Origin of the sequence: Streptomyces tailanensis (assembly GCF_008386495.1) — a bacterium.
GTDB classification, from domain to species: domain Bacteria; phylum Actinomycetota; class Actinomycetes; order Streptomycetales; family Streptomycetaceae; genus Streptomyces; species Streptomyces tailanensis.
This window is the reverse complement of the sequence record NZ_VTHJ01000002.1, coordinates 179962-202727: the sequence shown is the minus strand read 5'-3', so window position 1 is coordinate 202727 and position 22766 is coordinate 179962. Positions and strand designations below refer to the sequence as shown.

The window sequence follows — 22766 nt, the reverse complement described above, 5'->3', positions numbered from 1 at the left end:
GACGGGGGTTACAGGTAGTGGCGCTGAGCCTGCTTGTGGGCGGCATACGTCTCGTATGCGGTGAGGGTGGAGTCCAGGGCGGAGACCTGGCTCACCGGTACGTCCCACCAGCCGTGGCCGGGTGGGTTGGGGCCGTAGAGGTCGGTCTCGATGTGCACGACGGTGGTGCGGGTGGCGGCCTTGGCCTTGTCCATCGCCGTGCGGAACTCCTCGACGGAGGAAGCGTGGAGGACGTCGGCGCCGAGGGAGGAGGCGTTGGCGGCGAGGTCGACCGGCAGGACGTCGCCGTCGAGTTGGCCTGAACTGTCGTTGCGGAAGCGGTACTTGGTGCCGAAGCGCTGCGAGCCCAAAGACTCTGACAGGGCGCCGATGGAGGCGAAGCCGTGGTTCTGGACGAGGACGATGATGACTTTGAGTCCTTCGGAGACCATGGTCACGATTTCCTGGGCCATCATCAGGTAGGAGCCGTCGCCGACCAGGACGACGACCTCGCGTGACGGGTCGGCCATCTTGGTGCCGAGGCCGGCGGCGACTTCGTAGCCCATGCAGGAGTAGGCGTATTCGACGTGGTAGGCCTTGGGGTCGCGGGCCCGCCAGAGCTGTTGCAGGTCGCCGGGCATGGAGCCGGCGGCGTTGATGACGACGGCGCGGTCGTCGAGGGTGTCGTTGAGTGCGCCGAGGATCTGCGTCTGGGCGGGCAGGGTGCCGGTGTTGCGGTCGGGTGCGAAGCACTCCTGCTCGATCTCCCGGGTGCGGGCGATGAGTTCGCGTGTGCACCTGCGATAGCCGGGGTCGACCTCCCAGTCCGTCAGCGCGCCCGCGAGGGCTTGGATGCCGAGGCGGGCGTCGGCGACCAGGGGTTCGGCGGAGTGTTTGACGGCGTCGAGGCGGGCGATGTTGAGGTTGATGAAGGTGACGTCGGGGTTGGCGAAGACGGTGTGGCTGGCGGTGGTGAAGTCGCTGTAGCGGGTGCCGATACCGAGAACGACATCGGCTTCCTTGGCCAGTTCGTTGGCGGCGTATGCGCCGGTGGAGCCGATGCCGCCGACTGAGCAGGGGTGGTCCCAGGCGACGGCGCCCTTGCCGGCGTGGGTGTCGGCGACCGGGATGCCGGTGGCTTCGGCGAACGCCCGCAGGACGGTCTCGGCACCGGAGTAGACGGCTCCGCCGCCGGCCACGATCAGCGGCTTGCGTGCCCCGCGCAGGAGCCGGGCGGCGCGTTCGACGGCGGCCGCCTCCGGGACCGGGCGGCCGACGTGCCAGATGCGGCGGCGGAAGAAGTCGATGGGCCAGTCGTAGGCCTCGGCCTGCACGTCCTGCGGGAGGGCGAGGGTGACGGCGCCGGTCTCGGCCGGGTCGGTGAGTACCCGCATCGCGGCGAGTGCGGCGGGGATGAGCTGTTCGGGACGGGAAATGCGGTCGAAGTACTTGGATACGGCGCGGAAGGCGTCGTTGACGGTGACATCCCCGCCGCGGGTGTCCTCCAGCTGCTGGAGGACGGGGTCGGCGGCGCGGGTGGCGAACATGTCGGACGGCAGCAGCAGCACCGGGATGCGGTTGGTCGTCGCCAGCGCCGCACCCGTGATCATGTTCGTCGAGCCAGGACCTGTCGATGCCGTGCAGGCGAAGGTCGCGAGGCGGTCGCGCATCTTCGCGTACGCCACCGACGCGTGGACCATGCCCTGCTCGTTGCGCGCCAGGTAGTACGGGAGATCTGCCTCTTGCGTGACTGCGGCTTGGAGGAGGGCCTGGCCGATGCCGGCGACGTTGCCGTGGCCGAAGATGCCCCAGACGCCGGGGATGAGACGGTGTTCCTGGCCGTCACGCTCGCTGTACTGATTCGCCAGGAACCGCACGAGCGCCTGCGCGGTGGTGAGCCTGATCGTTTCCATTAGTCGTTCTCCTCGGCGCCGAAGGGCAGCCGGTCATCGATGTCCTGCGAGGCCCAGGTCGTGCGCACCCAGCCGTGGGCGGGGTCGTCGCAGATCAGCCAGGCGCGGTCCTGGCCGGGGCCGGCCATGACGTTGAGGTAGTAGAGGTCGTAGCCGGGGGCGGCGATGGAGGGGCCGTGCCAGCCGTGCGGGATCAGTACCGTGTCACCGGTACGGATCTCGGCGAGGATGTCGATCGGCCGTTCGGGTGTGCCGTAGACGCGCTGGTAGCCGAAGCCGTTCTCGCCCGCGACCTCGAAGTAGTAGATCTCCTCCAACTCGCTCTCGACCGCGTTGCCCGCGTCATCAGTACGGGCCTCGTCGTGCTTGTGCGGCGGGTACGACGACCAGTTGCCGCCGGGGGTGAGGACCTCGCACACCAGCAGCTGCTCGGCCTCGAAGGTGCCCGGCAGGCAGTAGTTGTTGACCTGCCGGGAACAGACGCCGGCACCGCGCAGCTCGACGGGTACGTCCTCCTTGCGCCCGTACCGAGCGGGAAGGCCACGCCGCTCGGTACGGGCGGAGGGCAGCGCGAAGCGTCCCCCGTTCGCGCTGCTGATCAGGGCCTCCGACTCGCGGGGGAGGTACGCGAAGTCGGTGGCCGAGGCGAACACGCCGGTCCGACCGGTGAGTTCGAAGGCCTTGCCGTCCGTGGTGACGGTGCAGGAGCCCGTCAGCGGCAGGACCAGGAACTCAGAGTCCCCGGTGGACAGGGCGTGTTCCTCGCCCGGCTTCAGGGTCAGGATCCTGAGGCCGGAGTGTCCCCAGCCCGCCGACTCGGGCGTGACAACCAGGTCGTACGGGCCGTCGGCCGATGTGCCCTTGGGCAGGTGGTACTTGTTCATGTTGCTCACAGCAGGCTCACCGCCCGGTCCACGGCCCCGGCCACGTCGCCGTTGGCGGGGTAGAGCAGGGAGCGGCCCACGACCAGGCCTTGTGCGGTGGGCTGCTTGAGGGCCTTGCCCCAGGAGGCGAAGGCGGCATCGGGGTCCTTGACCTCGCCGCCCAGCAGCAGCGCGGGCAGGGTGGAGGAGGCCAGGACCCGTTCCATGTCCTCGACCACCGGCAGCTTCAGCCACGTATAGGCGGTACGGCGGCCCAGTCCGGACGCGATGGTGACCGACTTGATCACGGCGTCCGTGGACAGGTCGTTGCGGATCTTGCCGTCCTGCCACACCGACAGAAACGGCTCCACCATCGCGATCAGCCGGCGGTCGTTGAGCTCGTCGACCGCGCGCGCGGTGTTCTCCAGGACGGAAGGGGTGGCCGGGTCGGCGAGGGCGATGCGGGTGAGCATCTTGCCCCCGTCGAAGCCCATCGCCGCGATGGTGGCGGCGTCGTAGCCGGTGAACCGGTCGTCGATCTCGAACACCGAACCGGCCAGCCCGCCCCGGTTCATCGACCCGAACACGCTCTTGCCGTCCAGGACACCGAGCACGAGCAGATCGTCGAGGATGTCGGCCGTGGCGAGGACGCCCGTCACACCGGGGCGTTCCAGGGCGACACACAGGCGGTCGAGCAGTCGGGCACGGTCGGCCATCGCGGTCGGGTCGCCGCCGACGCCGTTGGCCCCCCGTGCGGGGTGGTCGGCGGCGATGATCATCGCCTTGCCGTGCTCGCCGAACAGCGAGGTGGCCTTCACCCGCCGGGCGGCGGCCGTGGCGATCGCACCGGGATCCTTGACCCTGGTTCCCACGATGCGGGTCACGTTGTCGGACACCTGGTCACACCTCTCGCTCTGCGTTGCCAGGCGTCGTCGCCCGGTCCTGGTCCCGGTCCTGGTCCTGGTCCTGAGGCGCCGTCGCGCGCAACTTCTCCTCGACCTCGGCCTGGGTGGGCATGGCGTCGGAGCAGGACAGCCGGCCCGCGACGATGGCACCGGCGGCATTGGCGAACGCCACCGTCCGGCGGGTCTCCCACCCCGACAGCAGCCCATGACACAAAGCCCCGCCGAAGGCGTCACCCGCACCGAGCCCGTTGACCACGTCCACCGCCACCGGCGGGATCTGCGCGACCGAGCCGTCCCGGTCCATCGCCAGCACACCCTTCGGCCCCTGCTTGACCACCGCGAGCTCGACCCCGGCCGCCAGCAGCGCCTTCGCCGCCGCATACGGCTCCCGCTCCCCGGTCGCCACCTCACACTCATCGAGATTGCCCACCGCCACCGTGGTGTGCCGCAGCGCCTCGGCGTAGAAGGAACGAGCGGACGCGGGATCGGTCCAGAACATCGGCCGCCAGTCCAGATCGAACACCGTCACCCCCGCCCCGGCCCGGTGCTCCAGCGCCGCCAGCGTCGCCGAACGGCTCGGCTCCTCACTCAGCCCCGTCCCCGTCACCCAGAAGATCCGCGCCGCACGCACCGCCCCCAACTCCACCTCACCCACACGAATATCCAGGTCAGGCGCCTTCGGCAGACGGTAGAAGTACAGCGGGAAGTCATCCGGCGGGAAGATCTCACAGAACGTCACCGGCGTCGGCGCGATATCCGACACCCCCACAAACGAGGCATCCACGCCGTAGCCCTCCAGGGCCGTACGCACGAACTCCCCGAACGGATCCCGCCCCGTCTTCGTGATCACCGCCGCCGAACGCCCGTACCGCGCCGCGGCCACCGCCACGTTCGTCGGGCTCCCGCCCAGGTACTTGCCGAACGAGGTGACCTCCGCCAGCCCCACACCCCTCTGGAGCGGATACACATCCACACCCACCCGGCCCATGGACAGCACATCGAACGGCATAACGCTGATTTCCCTTCGCTCCGGGGATCCGGGGAGTTGTCTCGGGAGAAGTCGAACTGCCGCGCTCTACTAGCGCGCTCTAGTTGTCGAGTACGATGACCCCTGTCCAAATGTCATGTCAATAGCTTGTTGCCAGGAGATTTCGGGACCGCCCGTAGGGTGGGCGCGGCGAAAGGTGGTTCACAGGTGAGTGCACCGGGCAAGCAGCGGCCCACGATGGCTGACGTCGCCGCGAAGGCGGGCGTGTCCAGGGCGCTCGTCTCGATCGTCTTCCGGGGCCAGCCGGGGGCGGGCCGCGAGACCCGTGAGCGGGTGCTGCGGGTCGCCGACGAGATCGGCTACCGTCCCGACAACGCGGCCCGGCTGCTGGCGCGCGGCCGCAGTCGCACGCTCGGTGTCATGTTCACCGCCCACCAGATTTTCCAGGCCGACCTCGTCGAGGGCATCTACGCCGAGGCGGAACGGCTCGACTACGAGGTTCTGCTGTCGGCGACCGGCCCGGGGCGCGGTGAGGCGAAAGCGGTGGAAGCGCTGCTCAGTCATCGCTGCGAGGCGGTGATCCTGCTCGGTCCGGGTGCGACGGACGCGGATCTCGACGCGCTCGGGCAGCGCACGGTCGCGGTCTCGGTGGGCCGTCGGGTGCCGCGCGCCCGCGTCGACAGTGTGCACACGGCCGAGGGCAAGGGCGTACGGCAGGCCATGGACCATCTCGTCGAACTGGGGCACCGCCGGATCGTGCACATCGACGGCGGTCGCGGCCCCGGTTCGGCCGAACGACGGCGCGCCTACCGGGCGGCGATGCGCCGCCACGGGCTGGAGTCCGAAATGCGGGTGATCCCCGGCGACCACACCGAGCAGTCCGGCATCGACACCGGTCGTCTGCTGCTGGCGGAGCGGGAGGGTGGGCAGGCCCTGCCGACGGCGGTCCTCGCGGGCAACGACCGTTGCGCGATGGGCCTGTTGATGGCTCTCACCCGGAGTGGGATCGAGGTCCCGCGCGATCTGTCGGTCGTCGGATACGACGACAGCCACCTCTCCCACCTGATGCCGATCGGTCTGACGACGGTCCGTCAGGATGCGCTCCTCATGGCGGAGTACGCGGTGCGGTTCGCCGTGGACCGGCTGGAGAACCGGGAGTTGGAGCCGCGAGAAGCGGTGTTGGACTCGAAACTGGTGGTACGGGGAACGAGCGGGCCGGCCCCGGTGGAGGGGCCGGCCTGAAGACGTGCTCCGCCGCTACGTCTGGTGACTGGAGGATCCGCCGCTACGCATGGTGACCGGAGGGCCGACCGCGCAGGCCGAGTGCCGCGGCGACGGCGCCGATGACGGTGAGGACGCCGGTGACCAGTACGGCGGTGTGGACACCGTTCACGAACGCGGTGTGGCTTCCTTCGACGACGGCCACCTTGAGTTGCGCCGTCATGCTGTCGGAGACGGGGGCGACGCCCATCGCGACGGCATCCTTGGCTTCGCCGAGGCCGTGGGCCACGGCCTCCGGTGTCCCGGCGTCGGTCAGCGCACCGCTCAGCGTGGAGCCGACCCGGCTGCTGATGAGCGAGACCAGCACGGAGGTGCCGAGCGCGCCGCCGATCTGCAGGGCGGTGGCCTGGAGGCCTCCGGCGACACCGCCGTCCTCGACGGGTGCGTTCCCGACGATCGCGTCGGAGGAGGCGGCCATCACCGGGCCGACGCCCAGGCCGAGCGCGATGAACGGCGGCCACAGCGCCCCGTAGGAGGAGTGGGCGTCCCAGGTGAGCATGAGGAAGCATGCGATCGCCTGCAGCACCATGCCCAGGGGCATGGTGAACCGGGGGCCGAACCGCTCCGTCAGCGCCGCGCCCAGCGGGGAGGCGACCACGGAGGCCAGGCTGAGGGGCAGCGTGCGCAGGCCCGCCTCGACGGGGGGAAGCCGAGTACGTTCTGCAGGTACAGCATGACGAAGAAGATCACGCCGAGCAGTACGAAGAAGTTGAGCGCGGTGATGACCGTGCCGACGGTCAGCGCGGGGTTGCGGAACAACCGCATGGGCAGCAGCGGGTGGGCGACCCGGGTCTCGTACCGGCCGAACAGCACCAGCACGACGACGCCCGCCGCGATGGCTCCCAGCGTGCCGCCCGAACTCCAGCCCCAGGTCTCGCCCTTGACGACGCCGAACACGACCGCCAACAGACCGATCGCGAGCAGGACGACGCCGACCAGGTCGAACTTCTCGTCCGCCGCCGCGGTGTTCTTGCTCTGCGGCAGCACGAGGGCGCTGAAGACGAGCGCGGCGACGCCGATGGGGGCGTTGATGTAGAAGACGGACTCCCAGTTGACGTGCTGGACGAGCAGACCGCCGACAATGGGGCCGAGCGCGGTGGACACCGCGGAAGGAAGCCCGGTGACCCGTACGCCATGAACGGGCGTACGGGGGCGGGGAGTTGGCGTAGTGTGCCCGGCCCTGGACGGGGCCGGCCGTGGGATCAGTGGGCGGCGGAGTGCAGGTGCCCGGTGAGTGCGTTCAGCGCGCCGAGGGCCGAGCCGAGGGCGTCCAGCTGACCGTCGGAGAGGGCGCGCAGGGCGTGCGCGACATGGGCGCCCCTGAGGCGCTCGACCTCCGCGAGCCGCGCCCGGGACGTCGCGGTCAGGTACAGATGCGCGATCCGCTTGTCGGCGGTGTCCTGCCGGCGCTCCAGCAGCCCCTGCTCGGAGAGCTGGGAGACCAGGGCGCTGACATTGTTCGGCTTCATCAGCAGGGCGTCGGCGGCCTCGCGGACGGTGACGCCCTCGTGCGCCTCGATAAGACGGAGCAGCGCCAGCTGGCCCTCGGGGAGCTTCGGGTGCGGGAAGTCCTGGCCGATCCGTCGTTCCAGGGCCCGGTGCAGCGCGGGCAGGCATGCCACGAGCCCGGCGGCTACGTGGTCGATGTCCTGCTCGGACGTGCTGGGGGCGGGCATGCGTTCACTTTAGGTACGCGCATATAGCTATGTCAACAGAGGTAATTTCCGACCGGCAATTCCACGGCAATTCCCCAACGAGTGCTTGAAGTTTCAAGTGATTCCGGCAAGACTCTCGTGCAACGCTCTCGTTTGATGCTTCAAACGTCCTCTTTCGGAGCTTCCCCTCAGCACCCCTGGAGTACCCATGTCTGTTGCCTCTGCGGCAGTCCCCGTCCGCCGTGGTCCGCTCGTTGTGGCGGGAGGTGTGCTCGCCGCGATCGTGGTGTCCTCACTGGCGAACGCGGTGCTCGCCGTCCTCGCGCTGGCGTTGGGCGCGCCCGACGACTTCCAGCCGCTGATGCCCGGCTCGTACATCTTCCTGACGGCGGTCGGTGTGATCGCGGGCGCCATCGGCTGGGCCATCGTGCGCAAGGTGTCGAAGGACCCCGAGAAGCTCGTGCGCTGGCTGGTGCCGACCGTCGTCGTGGTCTCCTTCGTCCCCGACTTCCTGCTCTTCGGCGCCGGCGGGGTCATCGGCGTCGTGGCGCTGCTCCTGATGCACATGGCGGTCGCGGCCGCCGCCGTGTTCGCGTACCGCAAGGTCATGCCGCTGTCGTAGGGCCGAAATGCGGAACGGCGGGCGGGGAGGGACCTCATTCACAGGTTCCTCCCCGCCCGCCGTTCCGCTGTTCTACGGCGTTTTACGGCTCCAGGATCAGCGGCGCGTCCGTACGAGCCGCGATGTCCTCCGCCGTCACTCCCGGCGCGCACTCCACGAGGACGAGGCCCTCGGGGGTGATGTCGAGGACGCCGAGGTCGGTGATGACGCGGTGGACGCAGCGCTCGCCCGTGAGCGGGAGGGTGCACTCCTTGACGATCTTCGGGCTGCCGTCCTTGGCGGTGTGCTCCATGAGGACGATGACCCGGCGGGCGCCGTGGACGAGGTCCATCGCACCGCCCATGCCCTTGACCATCTTGCCGGGGATCATCCAGTTGGCCAGGTCGCCGACGGCGGAGACCTGCATGGCGCCCAGCACGGCGGTGTCGATGTGGCCGCCGCGGATCATGCCGAAGGACAGCGCCGAGTCGAAGAAGGAGGCCCCCGGCAGGACGGTGACGGTCTCCTTGCCCGCGTTGATCAGGTCCGCGTCGACCTCGTCCTCGTACGGGTAGGGGCCGGTGCCCAGGATGCCGTTCTCGGAGTGCAGGACGACGTGGACGCCGGGCGGGAGGTGGCCGGGGATGAGGGTGGGCAGGCCGATGCCGAGGTTGACGTAGGAGCCGTCGGCGAGTTCGGCGGCGGCGCGGGCGGCCATCTCGTTCCGGGTCCAGCCCAGCTGCGTGGCAGGGGTGGTGCTCATGCGCGTACGGTCCCTCGTGTCGAAGACGCGGAAATTCGGAGGTGTTCGATCTGCTTGTCGGCGGCCTGGGACGGGGTGAGGACGATCATCCGCTGGACGTAGATGCCGGGCAGGTGGACCTCCTCCGGGTTCAACTCGCCCGGTTCCACGAGCTCTTCGACCTCGGCGACGGTGATCCGGCCCGCCATCGCGGCCAGCGGGTTGAAGTTGGCGGAGGACTTGCGGAAGACGAGGTTCCCGTGCCGGTCGCCGCGCCAGGCCCGTACGAGGGCGAAGTCGGTGGTGATGCCGTGCTCCAGGACGTAACTGCGGTCGCCGAAGGCGCGGGTCTCCTTGGGCGGGGACGCCACGGCGACCGCGCCGTCGGGCGCGTAGCGCCAGGGCAGTCCGCCACGGGCCACCTGGGTGCCCACCCCGGCGGGGGTGTAGAAGGCGGGAATGCCCGCGCCTCCGGCGCGCAGCCGCTCGGCGAGCGTGCCCTGCGGCACCAGCTCCACCTCCAGTTCGCCCGACAGATACTGACGGGCGAACTCCTTGTTCTCGCCCACATAGCTGCCCGTGACGCGGGCGATCCGGCCGTCGGCCAGCAGGACCCCGAGTCCGCGCCCGTCCACCCCACAGTTGTTCGACACGACCTGAAGGCCGGTCGCGCCCCGGGCGTGGAGGGCCTGGATGAGCACGTCGGGGATGCCGCTGAGGCCGAAGCCGCCGACGGCCAGCGAGGCTCCGTCGGGGATGTCGGCGACCGCCTCGACGGCGCTCGCGCTGACCTTGTCCATGGAAGGGAGGACCTTTCTCACGTGCGTTGCTGCTGGTTCAGGCGATCAGGCGATCAGGCGCGCAGGGCGTCCGAGATCGGCTTGGCGCCTCCGTGTGCGGTGAGGCCGCCGTCGACGGGGATCTCGGCGCCGGTGATGAAGGCGGAGTCGTCGGAGAGGAGGAAGACGACGAGCGGGGTGATGTCGTCGACGGTTCCGGTGCGGCCGAGCGGTGTCCCGCTGAGGTTCGCCTCGCGGAACGCGGGGGCGGCGGAGGCGGTCATGTCGGTCTCGATGAAGCCGAGGTGGATCGTGTTCACACGGATGCCGCGCGGCCCGAGCTCCATGGCGGCGGTGCCCGACAGGCCACGCAACGCCCACTTGCTCGTGGTGTACGCGACCGGGTAGTGGGCGGTCAGCGCCGCCGACGAACCGACGTTCACGATCGACGCGCCCGCGCGCATCAGCGGCGTCAGATGCTGGATGCCGAGGAGCGGTCCGGTGACGTTGATGGCGTGGACGCGGGCCATGTCCTCGGAGCGTACCTCGTCGATCCGGGCGCGCCAGGTGACGCCCGCGTTGTTGACCAGCCCGTGCACCTGCCCGTGGGCATCGCGCAGTTCGGCGGCGAGCCGGGCCCAGTCGTCGTCGCTGCTGACGTCGAGGCGGCGGCAGCCGGGAGCCTCCACGATGTCGGTGGCGATCACCCGGGCGCCCTCGCGGGCCAGCGCCTCGGCCTCCGCCGCGCCCTGGCCGGCGGCGGCCCCGGTGACCACGACGACCTTGCCGGACAGCCTTCCGGGACGGTCGCCGCCGGTCACGGCCGCTCCCGGGTGCGACGCCGGGCGGTGGGAACCGGCACCGGATCGACGCCGGGGACCACGGTGTTGGAGACGCTGCCGATGCCCTCGACGGTCAGCGTCACCGTGTCGCCCGGCTTCAGCGGCGCCGGGTCCTGCCCGCCCCGTACACCCCACAGCTCGGCGAGACAGCCGCCGTTGCCGCAGGTCCCGGAGCCCAGGACATCGCCCGGACGGACGACGGTGCCGCGCGAGGCGTAGGCGACCATCTCCTCGAACGTCCAGCTCATGTTGGACAGCAGGTCCTCGCCGACCACCTCGCCGTTGACCGAAGCGGTGAGCCCGAGCCGCAGGAAGCCGTCCTTGTCGCGGTACTTCTCCAACTCGTCGGCCGTGACCAGGTACGGGCCCAGCGTGGTGGCGGTGTCCTTGCCCTTGCAGGGGCCGAGGCCCACCTTCATCTCGGCGGACTGCAGATCGCGGGCGGACCAGTCGTTGAAGACCGTGTAGCCGGCGATGTGGTCGCGGGCCTGCTCCGGGGTGAGGTCGCGGCCCTCCTTGCCGATCACGACGGCGACCTCCAGCTCGAAGTCGAGCACGCTCGACCCCGGCGGCATCGGAATGTCGTCGTGCGGGCCGTACATCGCGTAGGGGTTGGTGAAGTAGAACGTCGGCGCCGCGTACCAGCGCTCCGGGACGCCGGCCGCGCCGTCCACGGACTTCCGTACGCCCTCCACGTGCTCCTCGAACGTCACGAAGTCCCGCACGGTGGGCGGCTGGAGCGGAGGCAGCAGCCGTACCTCGGAGACATGGGGCCCGGCCGGGGCGTCGAGCATCGCGGAGCCCGCTTCGAGCAGTTCGGGCAGACCGCCGCCCTCGGCGAGCAGCCCGGTCAGGGAGTGGACACCGGTCAAGGGCCGGAGGGTGCCGTCCGCGTCCACGACGGCCACTTGTCGTCGATCGCGGTACTCGTACGTGGCGAAACGCATGGGAAAGGTCCTGTCGAGGGGAGGGCCGGAGCCCGGGGGTGCGGCGGGCAGTCAGGGCACTGACAGGGGATCGCCGCGCCCCCGGAACCTGGGGGATCAGACCGGCGGGGCCACGAACACACCGCGGTCGACGTCGTTGAAGGACTCCTTGGCGACCAGCTCGTTCATCGGGTTGGCCGTGCCCCACTGGTCGGTGACCTCGGGCTGGGAGAAGTCGTAGACGGACGGGTGCCAGGTGTCCTCGTCGAGGAGTTCGAGCTCCGTCGTGTACTCGACGGTGTTGCCGTGCGGGTCGAGGAAGTACGTGAAGGTGTTGTCGCCCGCCATGTGCCGTCCCGGGCCCCAGACCTTCTTGAAGCCCGCGCGGATCACGCGGCCGGAGCCGCGCATGTACTCGTCGATGCCGCGCATCTCGAAGGAGACATGGTGCAGCGAGGTGTGCGGGCCCTTCGCCAGGGCCATGGAGTGGTGCTGGTTGGAGATCCGCATGAAGTGCATGACCTCGCCCATGTGCGGGGAGCTGAGCGTGTCCGAGAGACGGAAGCCGAGGTGGGTCTCGTACCACGCGCGGGTCTTGTCGAGGTCGGGCGAGTTGAGCACGACGTGCGACAGCTTGACCGGGATCGACTCCTTCTCCTCGATCTTCCGGTGCTGCCGTACCTCGACATCGGCGGAGACCTCGATGGTGCGGCCGTCGAAGTCGAAGAAGCGGAAGCCGTAGCCGCCACCGGGGGTGTCGACCTTCCCCGGCTGGGAGATCAACTGCGCGCCCCCGGCGAGGAGTTGCTCCGCGAGCGTGTCCACGTCCGCCGCGCTCGCGGCGCCGTACGACACAAGGTCGAGGCGCTTCTCGTCGGCCTTCCGGAGGCGTACGACGTACTGCTCGGGCGAGCCCTCAGCCGCCAGGAAGGAGATGCCGGAGTCCCCGGCGACCTTGGTCAGGCCCCAGACACCGGCGTAGAAGTCGAGTTGTTTGTCGTAGTCGGGCACGGCGAGGTCGACGTGCCGCAGGTGGGTGAGCAGGCGGTTGCTCATGGGGGGTGCCCTCCTCAGGCGAGGTTGAGCAGGACGGCGGCGTTGCCGCCCCGCACGGCGTGGAAGTCGGGGTCGGGCAGCTGGGCCGCCCGCAGAGCGCCGAGCGGATCCTCGGTGCCCATGTCGAAGGGGAAGTCGGAGCCGAGCAGGACCCGGCCCGGGCCGGCGGCGCGCACCAGCTCCCGCATGACGGCCGGGTCGTGGACGAGGGAGTCGAAGTACAGCTGCTTGAGGTAGCTGCTGGGCTCCCGGGCGCAGCCCCGGGTGTCGGTGCGGGCCCGCCACGCGTGGTCGGAGCGGCCGATGTGGGTGGGGAGATAGCCGCCGCCGTGCGCCGCGATCAGCTTCAGGCCCGGATGGCGGTCCAGGACCCCGGAGAAGATCAGGTGCGAGAGCGCGACGGCGTTCTCGGTGGGCTGGCCGACGGTGTTGGACAGGTACCACTGGTCCAGGCGCCCGTCGAGCGTGCAGCCGAACGGGTGCAGGAAGACCAGGGCACCGGTCTCCTCCGCGCGCGCCCAGAAGGGTGCGAGCCGGGGGTCGGAGAGCTCCACCTCCCGGGTGCCGCCCGGGCCGGGGGCGTGCGAGGAGATCTCCACGCCGGCCAGGCCCTGGTCCAGGGCGTGGCCGAGCAGTGTCACCGCGAGGTCGGGGTGCTGGAGCGGGACCAGGCCGAGGCCGCGCAGTCGGTCGGGGGCCTTCGCGCAGTGGGCGGCGGTGCCCTCGTTGGCCAACCGGCAGACCCGCTCGGCCAGTTGAGGTTCGGCCCAGTAGTGGTAGTGCGACGGCGAGGGGCTCACCAGCTGCATGTCCACGGCGGTCTCGTCCATGGCCGCGAGCCGTACGGCGACGTCCGTCAGCCGGGGTATCCGCGCGCCGACCATCGGGCCGCTGACCGCGAGCGCGGCCGGGCCGTTGCGGCGGGCGTCGAGGTTGAGTGCCTCGGCCAGGCCGGGCTGACCGGCGACGGCGTCCTCGACTTCCGGGAGCAGGAGGTGGGCGTGGACGTCGATCGTGGGGATCGACATGGACTTGGTCACGGGAGGTCCTTGAGGAAGTTCATGGTGCGGCCGACCAGCCCGGGCAGGTCGGCGTCGCGCACGCCGTCCAGTTGCCACTGGCCGATCTGCACGGAGGCCTCGACGACGGTCCGCACCCGGGGTACGCGGCGTTCGTAGTAGGTCCGGAACAGCTCGTCGTCCCAGTCCCGTCCGCTCGTGAGCAGCTCGGCGAGCACGAGGGCGTCCTCCAGGGACATGGCCGCGCCCTGGGCGAAGGTGGGCGGGCAGCAGTGGGCCGCGTCGCCGACCAGCACGACCCGGCCCCGGTGCCAGGAGCCCTCGACCAACAGCCGGTGGAACCAGGTGTAGTTGACCTTCTTCGGGTCGGTGATGTGTTTGGTGATCTCCGGCCAGTACCCGCCGTACGCCTGCGCCAGGCGGCACATCTCGTCGGCGTGGTCCGCCGGGTCGATGGAGGCACGGTCGCGGCACCCCTCCACGACGTACGCGTAGAGGGTGTTCTCGCCGGTGGGGGTGTAGCCCGCGATGTAGGCCGGGCCGCCGTACGAGAGGTCGGTGCGCTCCAGACCCTCGGGGCGCGGTGTGGCGATGCGCCAGATGGCCATGCCGGTCGGCTCCGGTTTGTCGGTGATGCCGATCGCGGCGCGGGTGGCGGAGTTGAGTCCGTCGGCGGCGAGGACCAGGTCGTAGCGGCCCTCGGTGCCGTCGCTGAACCGCACCGAGACACCGTCGGCGTCCTGCTCCAGGGCCTCGGCGGTGGTGCCCAGGCGGACGGTGGCGCCGGAGGCGCGGACCGCGTCGATGAGGATCTGCTGGAGCTGCGGGCGCTGCATGCCGAGGGTGGCCGGCAGATCGTCGCCGCCGGTCCTGAGGTCCTCGGCGACGTGCAGCACCGTGCCGTCGGGGGCGGTGATGCCCAGGGTGCCGAAGGGGAATCCGGAGGCCTCCACCTGCTCCCACACGCCCAGTTCGCGCAGGACGCGCAGCGCGTTGCCCTGGAGGGTGATACCGGAGCCGGTCGTGGCGTTCCAGTCGGGCCTGGCCTCGACCAGGTCGACGTCGATGCCGGCGCGGCGCAGCAGGATGGTGACGGCGTTCCCGGAGGCGCCACCGCCGACGACGAGGACGGTGCGGGTACTCCCGGCCGGAGGCTGGGGGAGGGGACGGGGGTCGGTCATGTCGGGGATACCTCTCGGTCGGGCCGCGCGGCTTCGGGCGGCTGGTACAACTGCGGCTCCACCGCCGCGGGGACGGGGGCTTGCGGAAGATGTGTCCACCCCGGGGATCGGGTGGGAGCGGTGAGGGGCGGAGGACCGGATGCGTCACGGCTGTCCAGGACGGCGCATCCGGCCGGTCTTCGGCCTACTTGACGGCGATCGGGTTCACCGGCGACCCGACGGCTCCGGTGATCGGCAGCGGCGCCGCGGTCAGCCAGAACTCGTAGACGCCGTCGCGGGCGCAGTCCTCGGCGAGAACGTCGAGGTCCCACATCTCACCGATCAGCAGGCCCATGTTGGGGATGACGACCTGGTGCAGCGGCTGGAAGGCGTTCTCGAACTCGTTCGGCCGGACCTCGAAACCCCAGGTGTCCGTGGCGATCGCGGCGATCTCGGTACGGTGCAGCCAGCCGGCCGTGGTGAACGACAGCCCGGGGGCCGGTCCGCCCGCGTAGTCGCCCCAGCCGTACCGCCGGGCGCGGCTGAGGTGTCCCGTGCGGACGAGGACGATGTCCCCGCGACCGACGGTCACGCCGTGGGCCTCGGCGGTCGCGGTCAGATGCTCCTCGGTGATGGCGAAGCCGTCGGGCAGTTCGCCGTCCGTGCCCATGACCCCGCCCACATCGAGGAGGACGCCGCGTCCGGCGACGTACGGGGCCATGTGCTCGATGCCGGTGACGAGGTCGCCGTCGGAGGTGACGACCTTCTCGGCGTCCCGGCCGTTCCACGCCTTGCCGTGGTCGAAGATGTGGCCGAGCCCGTCCCACTGGGTGGAGCACTGCAGCGGCATCGCGATCACGTCGTCGGCGCCGCCGATGCCGTGCGGGAAGCCCTGGTTGCCGAGGGCGGCGTCGGTACCGGTGTCGAGCATGGTGTGCACCGGGTTGGTGCGCCGACGCCAGCCCTTCTGCGGGCCGTTCATGTCGAAGGACTGCGACAGGGAGAAGCTGACGCCCCGGCGGACCAGGGCGGCTCCCTCGCGGCGCTTGGCCTCGTCGAGGAAGTTCAGGGTGCCGAGCACGTCGTCCTCGCCCCAGCGCCCCCAGTTGGAGTACTTCTTGGCGGCCTCGGCGATGGCGCCCTCGGGGTCGTGCCGGTCCAGACTCATGCCTCGCCCTCCGCCACACAACGCGTGCGCTGCACACCCAGACCGGTGATGGAACCCTCCATGACGTCGCCGTCGCGCAGCAGCCGCCCCCAGTGGATGCCGTTGCCGGCCGGGGAGCCGGTCAACACCAGGTCACCGGGGAGGAGTTGAGCGGTCTGGGAGATGTACGACACCAGGCGCGCCATGCCGAAGAGCATGTCCTTGGTGGACTCGTCCTGCATGGTGTCGCCGTTCAGCTTCAGCGTGACCCGCAGGTCCCCGGGGTCGGCGATCGACTCGGCCGGGACCAGCCACGGGCCGAGCGGGGTGAAGCCGGGCGCGTTCTTGCAGCGCAGCCAGTCGGTGCCGATGGCCTTCATGTCCCGTCGGAAGACGGTGGCGCGGTCGGTGAGGTCGTTGGCGATCGTGTACCCGGCGACGTACTCCAGGGCCTCCTCGATCGACACCCGGTGGGCGGGCCTGGAGATGACGGCGGCCAGCTCCAGCTCCCAGTCGGGCTGCTCCGCCCAGGAGGGGAGCACGACGTCGTCGTACGGTCCGGCGACGGTGCTCGGCAGACCGATGAAGACGTACGGCAGGTCCTCGGCGGCCCGGCGATCCATGACCGCGGCGATCTCCGCACGGGCCTCCTCGACCGTGCGCGGGTCGTCGGGGGAGCGGTGGGCGACCTCCAGGTCGATCACGTGCTGCCGGTAGTTGGCACCGGACTGGAAGATCTGGCGGGGCTCGATCGGAGCGTGCACCCGCAGGCCCTCCAGCGGCTGCCAGTCGAGGGTGACGTCGTCCGCGAGGGAGTGCAGGACGGGGAGGGCCTCCTCCCAGCGCTCCACCACGGCCCGTACGCCGGACGGCGCCCAGTCCAGGGCTCCGCGCAGGTCGAGCACCCGCTCCTGGGCCAGAAGGCCGGGGAACGGTTCCCCGTCCTGGGCGGAGAACGTGCCGAGCGCGAAAGGGCCGGCAGGTTGCGCGAGCGTTGCCATGAGATTTCCTCCTGCTGGGTTGCGGTCTACTCTGACCTCGATCGGTGAATCACAGAAATCAATCCTGTGGATGCGCCGGATCCATGACGTGGATGGCTCTATTGGGGCCTCCATGGATGTCTCTCTTGCTAGGTAGGTGCCGGTGAACCTGTCCCGACTCGACCTCAATCTGGTCGTGGCCCTGCGTGCCCTGCTGGAGGAGCGCAATGTCACGCGGGCCGGTGAGCGCATCGGACTGAGCCAGCCGGCGATGAGCGCGGCGCTGGCCCGGCTGCGCCGCCATTTCGACGACGAATTGCTCGCCCGCACCGGCAACGCCTACGAGCTGACCCCGCTGGGCGTGGCCCTGCGGGACCGCAGCGCGACCGCGTGCGACCTGCTGGAGCGCGTCTTCTCCAGCCAGCCCGACTTCGATCCGGCCGCCGAGACCCGCGAGTTCACTCTGCTCGCCTCCGACTACGGCGTGGCCGTGTTCGGTGCCGCGCTCGCCCGCGCGGTGCATCAGGAGGCGCCAGGGATCCGGTTCGACTTCCAGCATCCGGCGCCCTCCGTCGTGGAGAACACCGCGACCATGCTGAGCACCGTCGACGGACTGCTCATGCCGCACGGCGTCATCGACGGCTTCCCCGCAGTCGACCTCTACCAGGACCGCTGGCTGTGCCTCGTCGCCGACGACCACCCCGAGATCGGCGCCGGACTCACCATGGACCAGCTCGCCCGGCTGCCCTGGGCCGTCTACCAGCGCCCCTACGACGCCCCTGCCGCCCGCCAGCTCAGCATGCTCGGCATCAGCCCGCGGGTCGAGGTCTCCGTCCAGACCTTCCAGCTGCTGCCCCACATGGTCGAGGGCACGCGCCGCGTCGCGATGATCCAGGAACGCCTGGCCCGCGGCGCGGTGAGCTCCGCCGCGGTACGCGTCCTGCCCTGCCCCTTCGAGGCCGTACCGGTGCAGCAGGCGCTGTGGTGGCACCCGGTGCACGCCCAGGACGCGGCCCACATATGGCTCCGCAAGAAGGCCGAGGAAGTGGGGGCGAGCCTGATGGGCAACGGCTCGGTGGGGGGCGCCCCGTAAGGGGCGCGGGGAACTGCGCGACCAGCCCACGACAAGCCGCACCCGCCGTTGCACAGTTTCGTGGCAGACGCGGGTGCGGCTTGTTGGTGGTTGCTCGCACAGTTCCCCGCGCCCCTAAACGGCGCGGCGCGCCGCCAGCAGCCCCGCTGCCACGAGGGCGGCGGCCAGACCGAGTACCCCCACCGCGTCGGCGAGGCTGCCGACCGCCGACTCCAGCGCCAGCAGGATGAGCGGGCAGACGAACTCGCCGCCGAAGAACGCGGCCATCCAGAGGCCCGTGCCGCGGCCTCGGTCCTCGAACGCGAGGCCGGACATGGCGCTGGTCAGCAGCGCGGGCAGCAGCATGCCCGTGCCCACGCAGTTGATCACCGCACCGATGACCAGCAGCGGGACGTTCCCGGCGACGAACATCACCCCGAAACCGACCGCGCAGACCGCGAACACGGCGGGCAGCACCAGGTCGGGGGAGCGCTTGAGCCGGGTGAAGGTGACCGCCCCGGCCACGGTGGCGGCACTGGCGATCGCGGTGGCCAGACCGATCACGCTCGTCTCCTCCACGCCGAGGTCGTCGAGCAGGTACGACATCTCCACCGGGACGGTGTAGAAGACCATCGCCCCGAAGAAGGTCAGGGCGCAGATGCCCGCCAACTGGCGCCAGGGGAAGGGCCGCCGGGTCTCTCCTCCGGCGGCCTCGGCCATGGCCCCGGCGTTGGCCTCGCGGGCCGCCGGGCTCGGCAGAGCCGTGGCCATCAGCGGGGCGATCAGCAGACTCACGGCGTAGACCCAGAAGGGCACGCGCCAGCCCGCCGCGCCGATGGCGCCGCCGAGCACGAAGAAGACGGTGGCCGACGCGGAGGCGCACATGGTCTGGAGGGCGAGATACTTCACCCGGCGCTGACCGGTGTAGTAGTCGCCGATCAGCGTCGTGCAGCAGGTCATGATCGCGGCCTCGGTGACACCGACCAGGGCACGGCTGGCGATGATCGCGCCGAGGGAGTCCAGATAGAGCGGGGCCGTACCGAACAGGGCGTACAGCAAGGTCGCCACGATCAGCAGGCGCTTGCGGCCGAGCCGGTCCGCGATCACGCCGGCGAACGGGGCGAGCACCGCCAGCGACAGCGCCGGGACGGTCAGCGCGAGCGGGACCAGCGCCTTGGCCCCCGCGGTCGACGCGAAGTACTCCTCCATCTTCGGCAGCACCGGAGCGATCAGCACCGCCCTCAGGATCGGCAGACAACTGCCCGCCATCAGCAGGGTCACGCGCAGCAGATGAGCCGGTCCCGAGACCGCGACGGGCGGCGGAGCGTCGTCGCCGACCGCGGCGGCAGGCGGCGGCGGAACTGAACCGGGCATGGCGACTCCAGGGACGTGTGTCGGGAGCGGGCATGCCTTTCACTGGCGCCTTCGGCGCACGGCATGCTGCGGATGGCCGCACGGCGGCGGCTGGTCCGGACAGCGGCGTGCGGGTAGGGACGACTATGGGGTGGTCGGGCGCCCCGCCGCCATCCTCCGCGCGATCCGAATCCCGTATCCGGGCCATCCACACCATGGATGAGGCCGTGTCCGTACCCAGCCAGGCTCTCCGGGTCGCCGAGGCTCGTGTGAAAATTCAATCGCCACCCGATACGGTGTGACCATGACCACTTCGCCACGCTGGCTCAACAGTGAGGAGCGGCGGGCCTGGCTGGCCTACAACGACTTCTCCGTGCTGCTGGCCGACCACCTCAACCGGCAGCTCCGCCGGGACGCGGGGGTGACGCACACGGACTACGTCCTGCTGGCCCACCTCTCCGCGGTCCCCGAGCACACGCTGAACATGTCGGAGCTGGCCGAGCGGCTGAAGATCACCCGCAGTCGGCTCACCCATGCGGTGACCCGGCTCCAGGAGGCCGGTTACGTCGACCGCCGGGAGGACCCCGCCAACCGCCGCAACCAGCTCGCCGTCCTCACCGCACACGGGCAGGACCTGCTGGAACACGCGGCCCCAGGCCATGTGGAGGCCGTACGCCGGGCCGTGTTCGATGTGCTGACCCCGGAGCAGGTCGTCCAACTCGCGGAGATCGGCGAGGCGATCACCGACGCCCTCCAGCGCGCGGACACCGCCGGGGACGACCGCCAGGTGCTGCCGTGGCGTCGCCGCTAGGTCCTGTCGTCACATTACGAGAGTGGGGGAGCGTGCATGGCGTCGCTCGGCAGACGTGAATGTGACGACAGGGCCTAGCGACCTCGTGCGTCCGTTTCGGACGGAGGTGGTCCGATACGCCGTACCTCTGGCCGGAGCATTGCGCGCAGTCGCGCACGCTGCGTGGTGCGCCCGGCGCACAATGAACTCTGAACGTACTGCCGTGCAGTTGATCCGGGAGTTCACCGACGGTGACTCCGGGCGGGTGGAGAGAAGGAACGATGGGCGAGCACGGTGTCGCTTCGGCCGCGATCGACGCCAGGGGGCTGGTCGTCGCCTGGAGCGCCGACGCCCGCCGCCTGCTCGGACACGAGCCCGGGGAGGTCATCGGCCGCCCGGCGGCCGAGCTGCTCGGCGACACCCTTCCGGCCTCGGCCCTCCGCAGCCTCACCGAGCCGGGCGAATGGCGCGGCACGGTTCACGTACGGCACCGGGACGGCCACCCCGTGGAGCTGGAGCTGGCGGCGCATCCGCTGCTGGACTCGGCGGGGGAGACCCAATGGTTCCTCACGGCCACGGTGCCGGAACCGACGGCACGGCTGCGACGGTGGGCCCTGGAGCAGTTCCCCGTACCGATGGCGATCTTCGACCAGGACGGGCTCGCCGTGTCCGCGAACTCCGCCATGGAAGAGGTGATGGGCAGACCGGAGCGGGAGCTGCTGGGCCGCCGGGTGGGGGAGTCGGCCGACGGCACGCGCAAGCTGCCGGGCTTCGCGGGGATCGGCGACGCCTTGGGGCGCGTACTGCGCACGGGCGAGCCCCTGCCGTACGAGGCGTGGCTGCGCGCGCCCGGTGAGTCCCGGGAGCACGCCTGGCTGGTCTCCCTCAGCCCGCTGCGGGACGACGTCGGCGAGGTGCGGGGGATGTGCCTGGCGGCGATGGACAGCACCGAGCAGTTCCTGGCCCGGCGGCGGCTGAGCATGCTCAACGAGTCCACCACCCGGATCGGCTCCACGCTGGACGTGACCCGCACCGCCGAGGAGCTGGCGGAGGTCTGCACGGACTACTTCGCCGACTTCGTCATCGTGGACCTGCTGGACCCGGTGCTCGCCGGTGAGGAAGCGCCCCCCTCGCCCGGTGCCGATGGCCCTGTGCTCTTCCGCCGTACCGCCCAGAGGTCCGTGCTGGAAGGCTGCCCCGAGGCCGTGATCCCGGTCGGCAGCCGACACACCTACGCGGAGGACTCGACGCCGGGCCGCGCGCTGACCACCGGCCGAGGTGTGCTGTACGCGGCCGACGACGCCGATCGGCAGCGGTGGGCGGATGGCTCGACGGAACGCGCCCGCAGCATCGAGACCCATGGCATCCACTCGGCGATGGCGGTCCCGCTGCGCGCCCGCGGTGTCACCCTCGGCCTGTCGATCCTCGCCCGCCACCGCACAGCGGAGCCCTTCGGCGAGGACGACCTGCTGCTCGCCGAGGAACTCGCGTCCCGCGCCGCCGTATGCGTCGACAACGCCCGCCGCTACACCCGCGAACACGCCCTCGCGCTCCAACTGCAACGCAGCGTCCTGCGCCACCAGGCGCCCCGGCAGGCGGCCGTCGAGGTCGCCTCCCGCTACCTGCCGGCGAGCTCCCGGGCCGGCATCGGCGGCGACTGGTTCGACGTCATCCCGCTGTCCGGAGCCCGGGTCGCGCTCGTGGTCGGGGACGTCGTGGGCCACGGCGTGCAGGCGTCCGCCACCATGGGCCGGCTCCGCACCGCCGTGCGCACCCTGGCCGACGTCGACCTGGCGCCGGACGAGCTGCTCACCCGGCTCGACGACATCGTGCTGCGCCTGGACGCCGAGTCGAGGACGGGCGCCTCCGAAGACCTGGACCCGGACCCGGACGGCCCTGGCGAGATCGGGGCCACCTGCCTGTACGCCGTCTACGACCCGGTCTCGCGCCGCTGCTCCATGGCCAGGGCCGGCCATCCGCCGCCCGCCCTGGTCGCCCCGGACGGCACCGCCGAGTTCCTCGACCTGCCGACCGGGCCACCGCTGGGCCTGGGAGGTCTGCCCTTCGAGACCGCCGAGTTCGACGTCCCCGAGGGCAGCGTGCTCGCCCTCTACACCGACGGCCTCGTCCAGGCCCCCGACCGCGACCTGGACGACGGACTCGCCCTGCTGAGGCGGAGCCTCGGCGGCACGGGCCGCCCCCTGGAGGAGACCTGCGACGGGATCCTGAAGGGCCTGCTGACGGACCGCCCCGCCGACGACGTCGCCCTGCTCCTGGCCCGGACCCAGGCCCTCGACGCCGGCCAGGTCGCCACCTGGGACGTCCCCGCCGACCCCACCTTCGTCGCCCAGGCCCGCAAGCTGACCTGCGACCAACTCGCCGCCTGGCAGCTGGAGGACGTCGCCTTCGTCACCGAACTCGTCGTCAGCGAACTGGTCACCAACGCCATCCGCTACGGCGAACCCCCCATCCAGCTGCGGCTGATCCGCGACACCAGCCTCATCTGCGAAGTCTCCGACTCCAGCAGCACAGCCCCCCATATGAGGCGGGCCCGCGCCTTCGACGAGGGCGGCCGCGGCCTCCTGCTCGTCGCCCAGCTCACCCAGCGCTGGGGCAGCCGCCACACCCGCACCGGCAAGACCATCTGGGCCGAACAGACACTTCCCGACGCCCCGGAGACCGTCGGCCGATGCTGACGGTCTCCGGGGCGTCGGC

Annotated in this window: 20 protein-coding genes and 1 pseudogene; 5 read left to right on the top strand and 16 right to left on the bottom strand. The window is 70.8% G+C overall.

What is annotated here, in order from left to right; all coding sequences use genetic code 11:
* Positions 1-8 precede the first annotated feature (8 nt).
* The 4 genes from iolD to iolC are packed head-to-tail and all read right to left on the bottom strand — an operon-like array spanning position 9 to position 4669.
* Complete coding sequence (iolD, locus tag F3T56_RS02800; RefSeq protein WP_149823037.1) at positions 9-1892, bottom strand: 3D-(3,5/4)-trihydroxycyclohexane-1,2-dione acylhydrolase (decyclizing); 1884 nt, start codon at positions 1890-1892, stop codon at positions 9-11.
* Complete coding sequence (gene iolB / locus F3T56_RS02795) at positions 1892-2776, bottom strand: 5-deoxy-glucuronate isomerase (RefSeq protein ID WP_425473536.1); 885 nt, start codon at positions 2774-2776, stop codon at positions 1892-1894. The genes iolD and iolB overlap by 1 nt, the downstream gene beginning before the upstream one ends.
* 5 nt (positions 2777-2781) lie before the next feature.
* Positions 2782-3651 (bottom strand): Cgl0159 family (beta/alpha)8-fold protein, encoded by an 870-nt coding sequence (locus F3T56_RS02790; protein WP_149823035.1) that lies wholly within the window; start codon positions 3649-3651, stop codon positions 2782-2784.
* Positions 3652-3655: 4 nt separating this feature from the next.
* Positions 3656-4669: a 5-dehydro-2-deoxygluconokinase gene (gene iolC / locus F3T56_RS02785; RefSeq protein WP_149823034.1), complete on the bottom strand. Its 1014-nt coding sequence runs from the start codon at positions 4667-4669 to the stop codon at positions 3656-3658.
* Between the two features lie 216 nt (positions 4670-4885).
* Between iolC and F3T56_RS02780 the strand changes: the two genes are divergently transcribed.
* A complete protein-coding gene (locus F3T56_RS02780; protein WP_149823198.1) occupies positions 4886-5890 on the top strand; it encodes a LacI family DNA-binding transcriptional regulator in 1005 nt (334 codons plus the stop codon).
* A gap of 43 nt (positions 5891-5933) precedes the next feature.
* Here F3T56_RS02780 and F3T56_RS02775 read toward each other — a convergent pair.
* Both F3T56_RS02775 and F3T56_RS02770 read right to left on the bottom strand, forming a co-directional pair.
* A pseudogene (locus F3T56_RS02775) lies at positions 5934-7042 on the bottom strand (MFS transporter); the annotation flags it as partial.
* A gap of 89 nt (positions 7043-7131) precedes the next feature.
* Complete coding sequence (locus tag F3T56_RS02770; protein ID WP_149823033.1) at positions 7132-7605, bottom strand: MarR family winged helix-turn-helix transcriptional regulator; 474 nt, start codon at positions 7603-7605, stop codon at positions 7132-7134.
* 187 nt (positions 7606-7792) lie between these two features.
* Between F3T56_RS02770 and F3T56_RS02765 the strand changes: the two genes are divergently transcribed.
* A complete protein-coding gene (locus F3T56_RS02765) occupies positions 7793-8206 on the top strand; it encodes a DUF6069 family protein (protein ID WP_149823032.1) in 414 nt (137 codons plus the stop codon).
* An 82-nt stretch (positions 8207-8288) separates the two neighbouring features.
* On the opposite strand, the gene F3T56_RS02760 is transcribed toward F3T56_RS02765, so the two are convergent.
* From F3T56_RS02760 to F3T56_RS02720, 9 genes are all read right to left on the bottom strand, one after another.
* Entirely contained in the window at positions 8289-8924 is a 636-nt protein-coding gene (locus F3T56_RS02760; RefSeq protein WP_149823197.1) for a CoA transferase subunit B, read from the bottom strand.
* 20 nt (positions 8925-8944) lie between these two features.
* Entirely contained in the window at positions 8945-9727 is a 783-nt protein-coding gene (locus F3T56_RS02755) for a CoA transferase subunit A (protein WP_149823031.1), read from the bottom strand.
* A 53-nt stretch (positions 9728-9780) separates the two neighbouring features.
* Complete coding sequence (locus F3T56_RS02750; protein WP_149823030.1) at positions 9781-10527, bottom strand: SDR family NAD(P)-dependent oxidoreductase; 747 nt, start codon at positions 10525-10527, stop codon at positions 9781-9783.
* On the bottom strand, positions 10524-11495 hold the full coding sequence (locus tag F3T56_RS02745; RefSeq protein ID WP_149823029.1) for a fumarylacetoacetate hydrolase family protein: 972 nt from the start codon (positions 11493-11495) through the stop codon (positions 10524-10526). Before F3T56_RS02745 ends, F3T56_RS02750 begins: the two co-directional genes overlap by 4 nt.
* A gap of 96 nt (positions 11496-11591) precedes the next feature.
* Entirely contained in the window at positions 11592-12530 is a 939-nt protein-coding gene (locus F3T56_RS02740) for a VOC family protein (protein ID WP_149823028.1), read from the bottom strand.
* A 14-nt stretch (positions 12531-12544) separates the two neighbouring features.
* The gene (locus F3T56_RS02735; protein ID WP_149823196.1) at positions 12545-13558 is read right to left on the bottom strand and encodes an amidohydrolase family protein; all 1014 of its coding nucleotides are present in this window, start codon (positions 13556-13558) and stop codon (positions 12545-12547) included.
* Positions 13559-13566: 8 nt separating this feature from the next.
* Entirely contained in the window at positions 13567-14730 is a 1164-nt protein-coding gene (locus F3T56_RS02730; RefSeq protein ID WP_149823027.1) for an FAD-dependent oxidoreductase, read from the bottom strand.
* A 184-nt stretch (positions 14731-14914) separates the two neighbouring features.
* Entirely contained in the window at positions 14915-15877 is a 963-nt protein-coding gene (locus F3T56_RS02725) for a cyclase family protein (RefSeq protein ID WP_149823026.1), read from the bottom strand.
* Positions 15874-16857: a fumarylacetoacetate hydrolase family protein gene (locus F3T56_RS02720; protein WP_149823025.1), complete on the bottom strand. Its 984-nt coding sequence runs from the start codon at positions 16855-16857 to the stop codon at positions 15874-15876. Before F3T56_RS02720 ends, F3T56_RS02725 begins: the two co-directional genes overlap by 4 nt.
* Positions 16858-16999: 142 nt before the next feature.
* On the opposite strand from F3T56_RS02720, the gene F3T56_RS02715 reads away from it, so the two are divergent.
* The gene (locus F3T56_RS02715; protein ID WP_149823024.1) at positions 17000-17929 is read left to right on the top strand and encodes a LysR family transcriptional regulator; all 930 of its coding nucleotides are present in this window, start codon (positions 17000-17002) and stop codon (positions 17927-17929) included.
* Positions 17930-18043: 114 nt separating this feature from the next.
* Here the strand turns inward: F3T56_RS02715 and F3T56_RS02710 are convergent, their stop codons facing one another.
* Positions 18044-19282: an MFS transporter gene (locus F3T56_RS02710; protein WP_149823023.1), complete on the bottom strand. Its 1239-nt coding sequence runs from the start codon at positions 19280-19282 to the stop codon at positions 18044-18046.
* 283 nt (positions 19283-19565) lie between these two features.
* Between F3T56_RS02710 and F3T56_RS02705 the strand changes: the two genes are divergently transcribed.
* Together F3T56_RS02705 and F3T56_RS02700 are read left to right on the top strand one after the other, a co-directional pair.
* Entirely contained in the window at positions 19566-20072 is a 507-nt protein-coding gene (locus F3T56_RS02705) for a MarR family winged helix-turn-helix transcriptional regulator (RefSeq protein WP_149823022.1), read from the top strand.
* A 260-nt stretch (positions 20073-20332) separates the two neighbouring features.
* On the top strand, positions 20333-22747 hold the full coding sequence (locus F3T56_RS02700; RefSeq protein ID WP_149823021.1) for a SpoIIE family protein phosphatase: 2415 nt from the start codon (positions 20333-20335) through the stop codon (positions 22745-22747).
* Positions 22748-22766 lie beyond the last annotated feature (19 nt).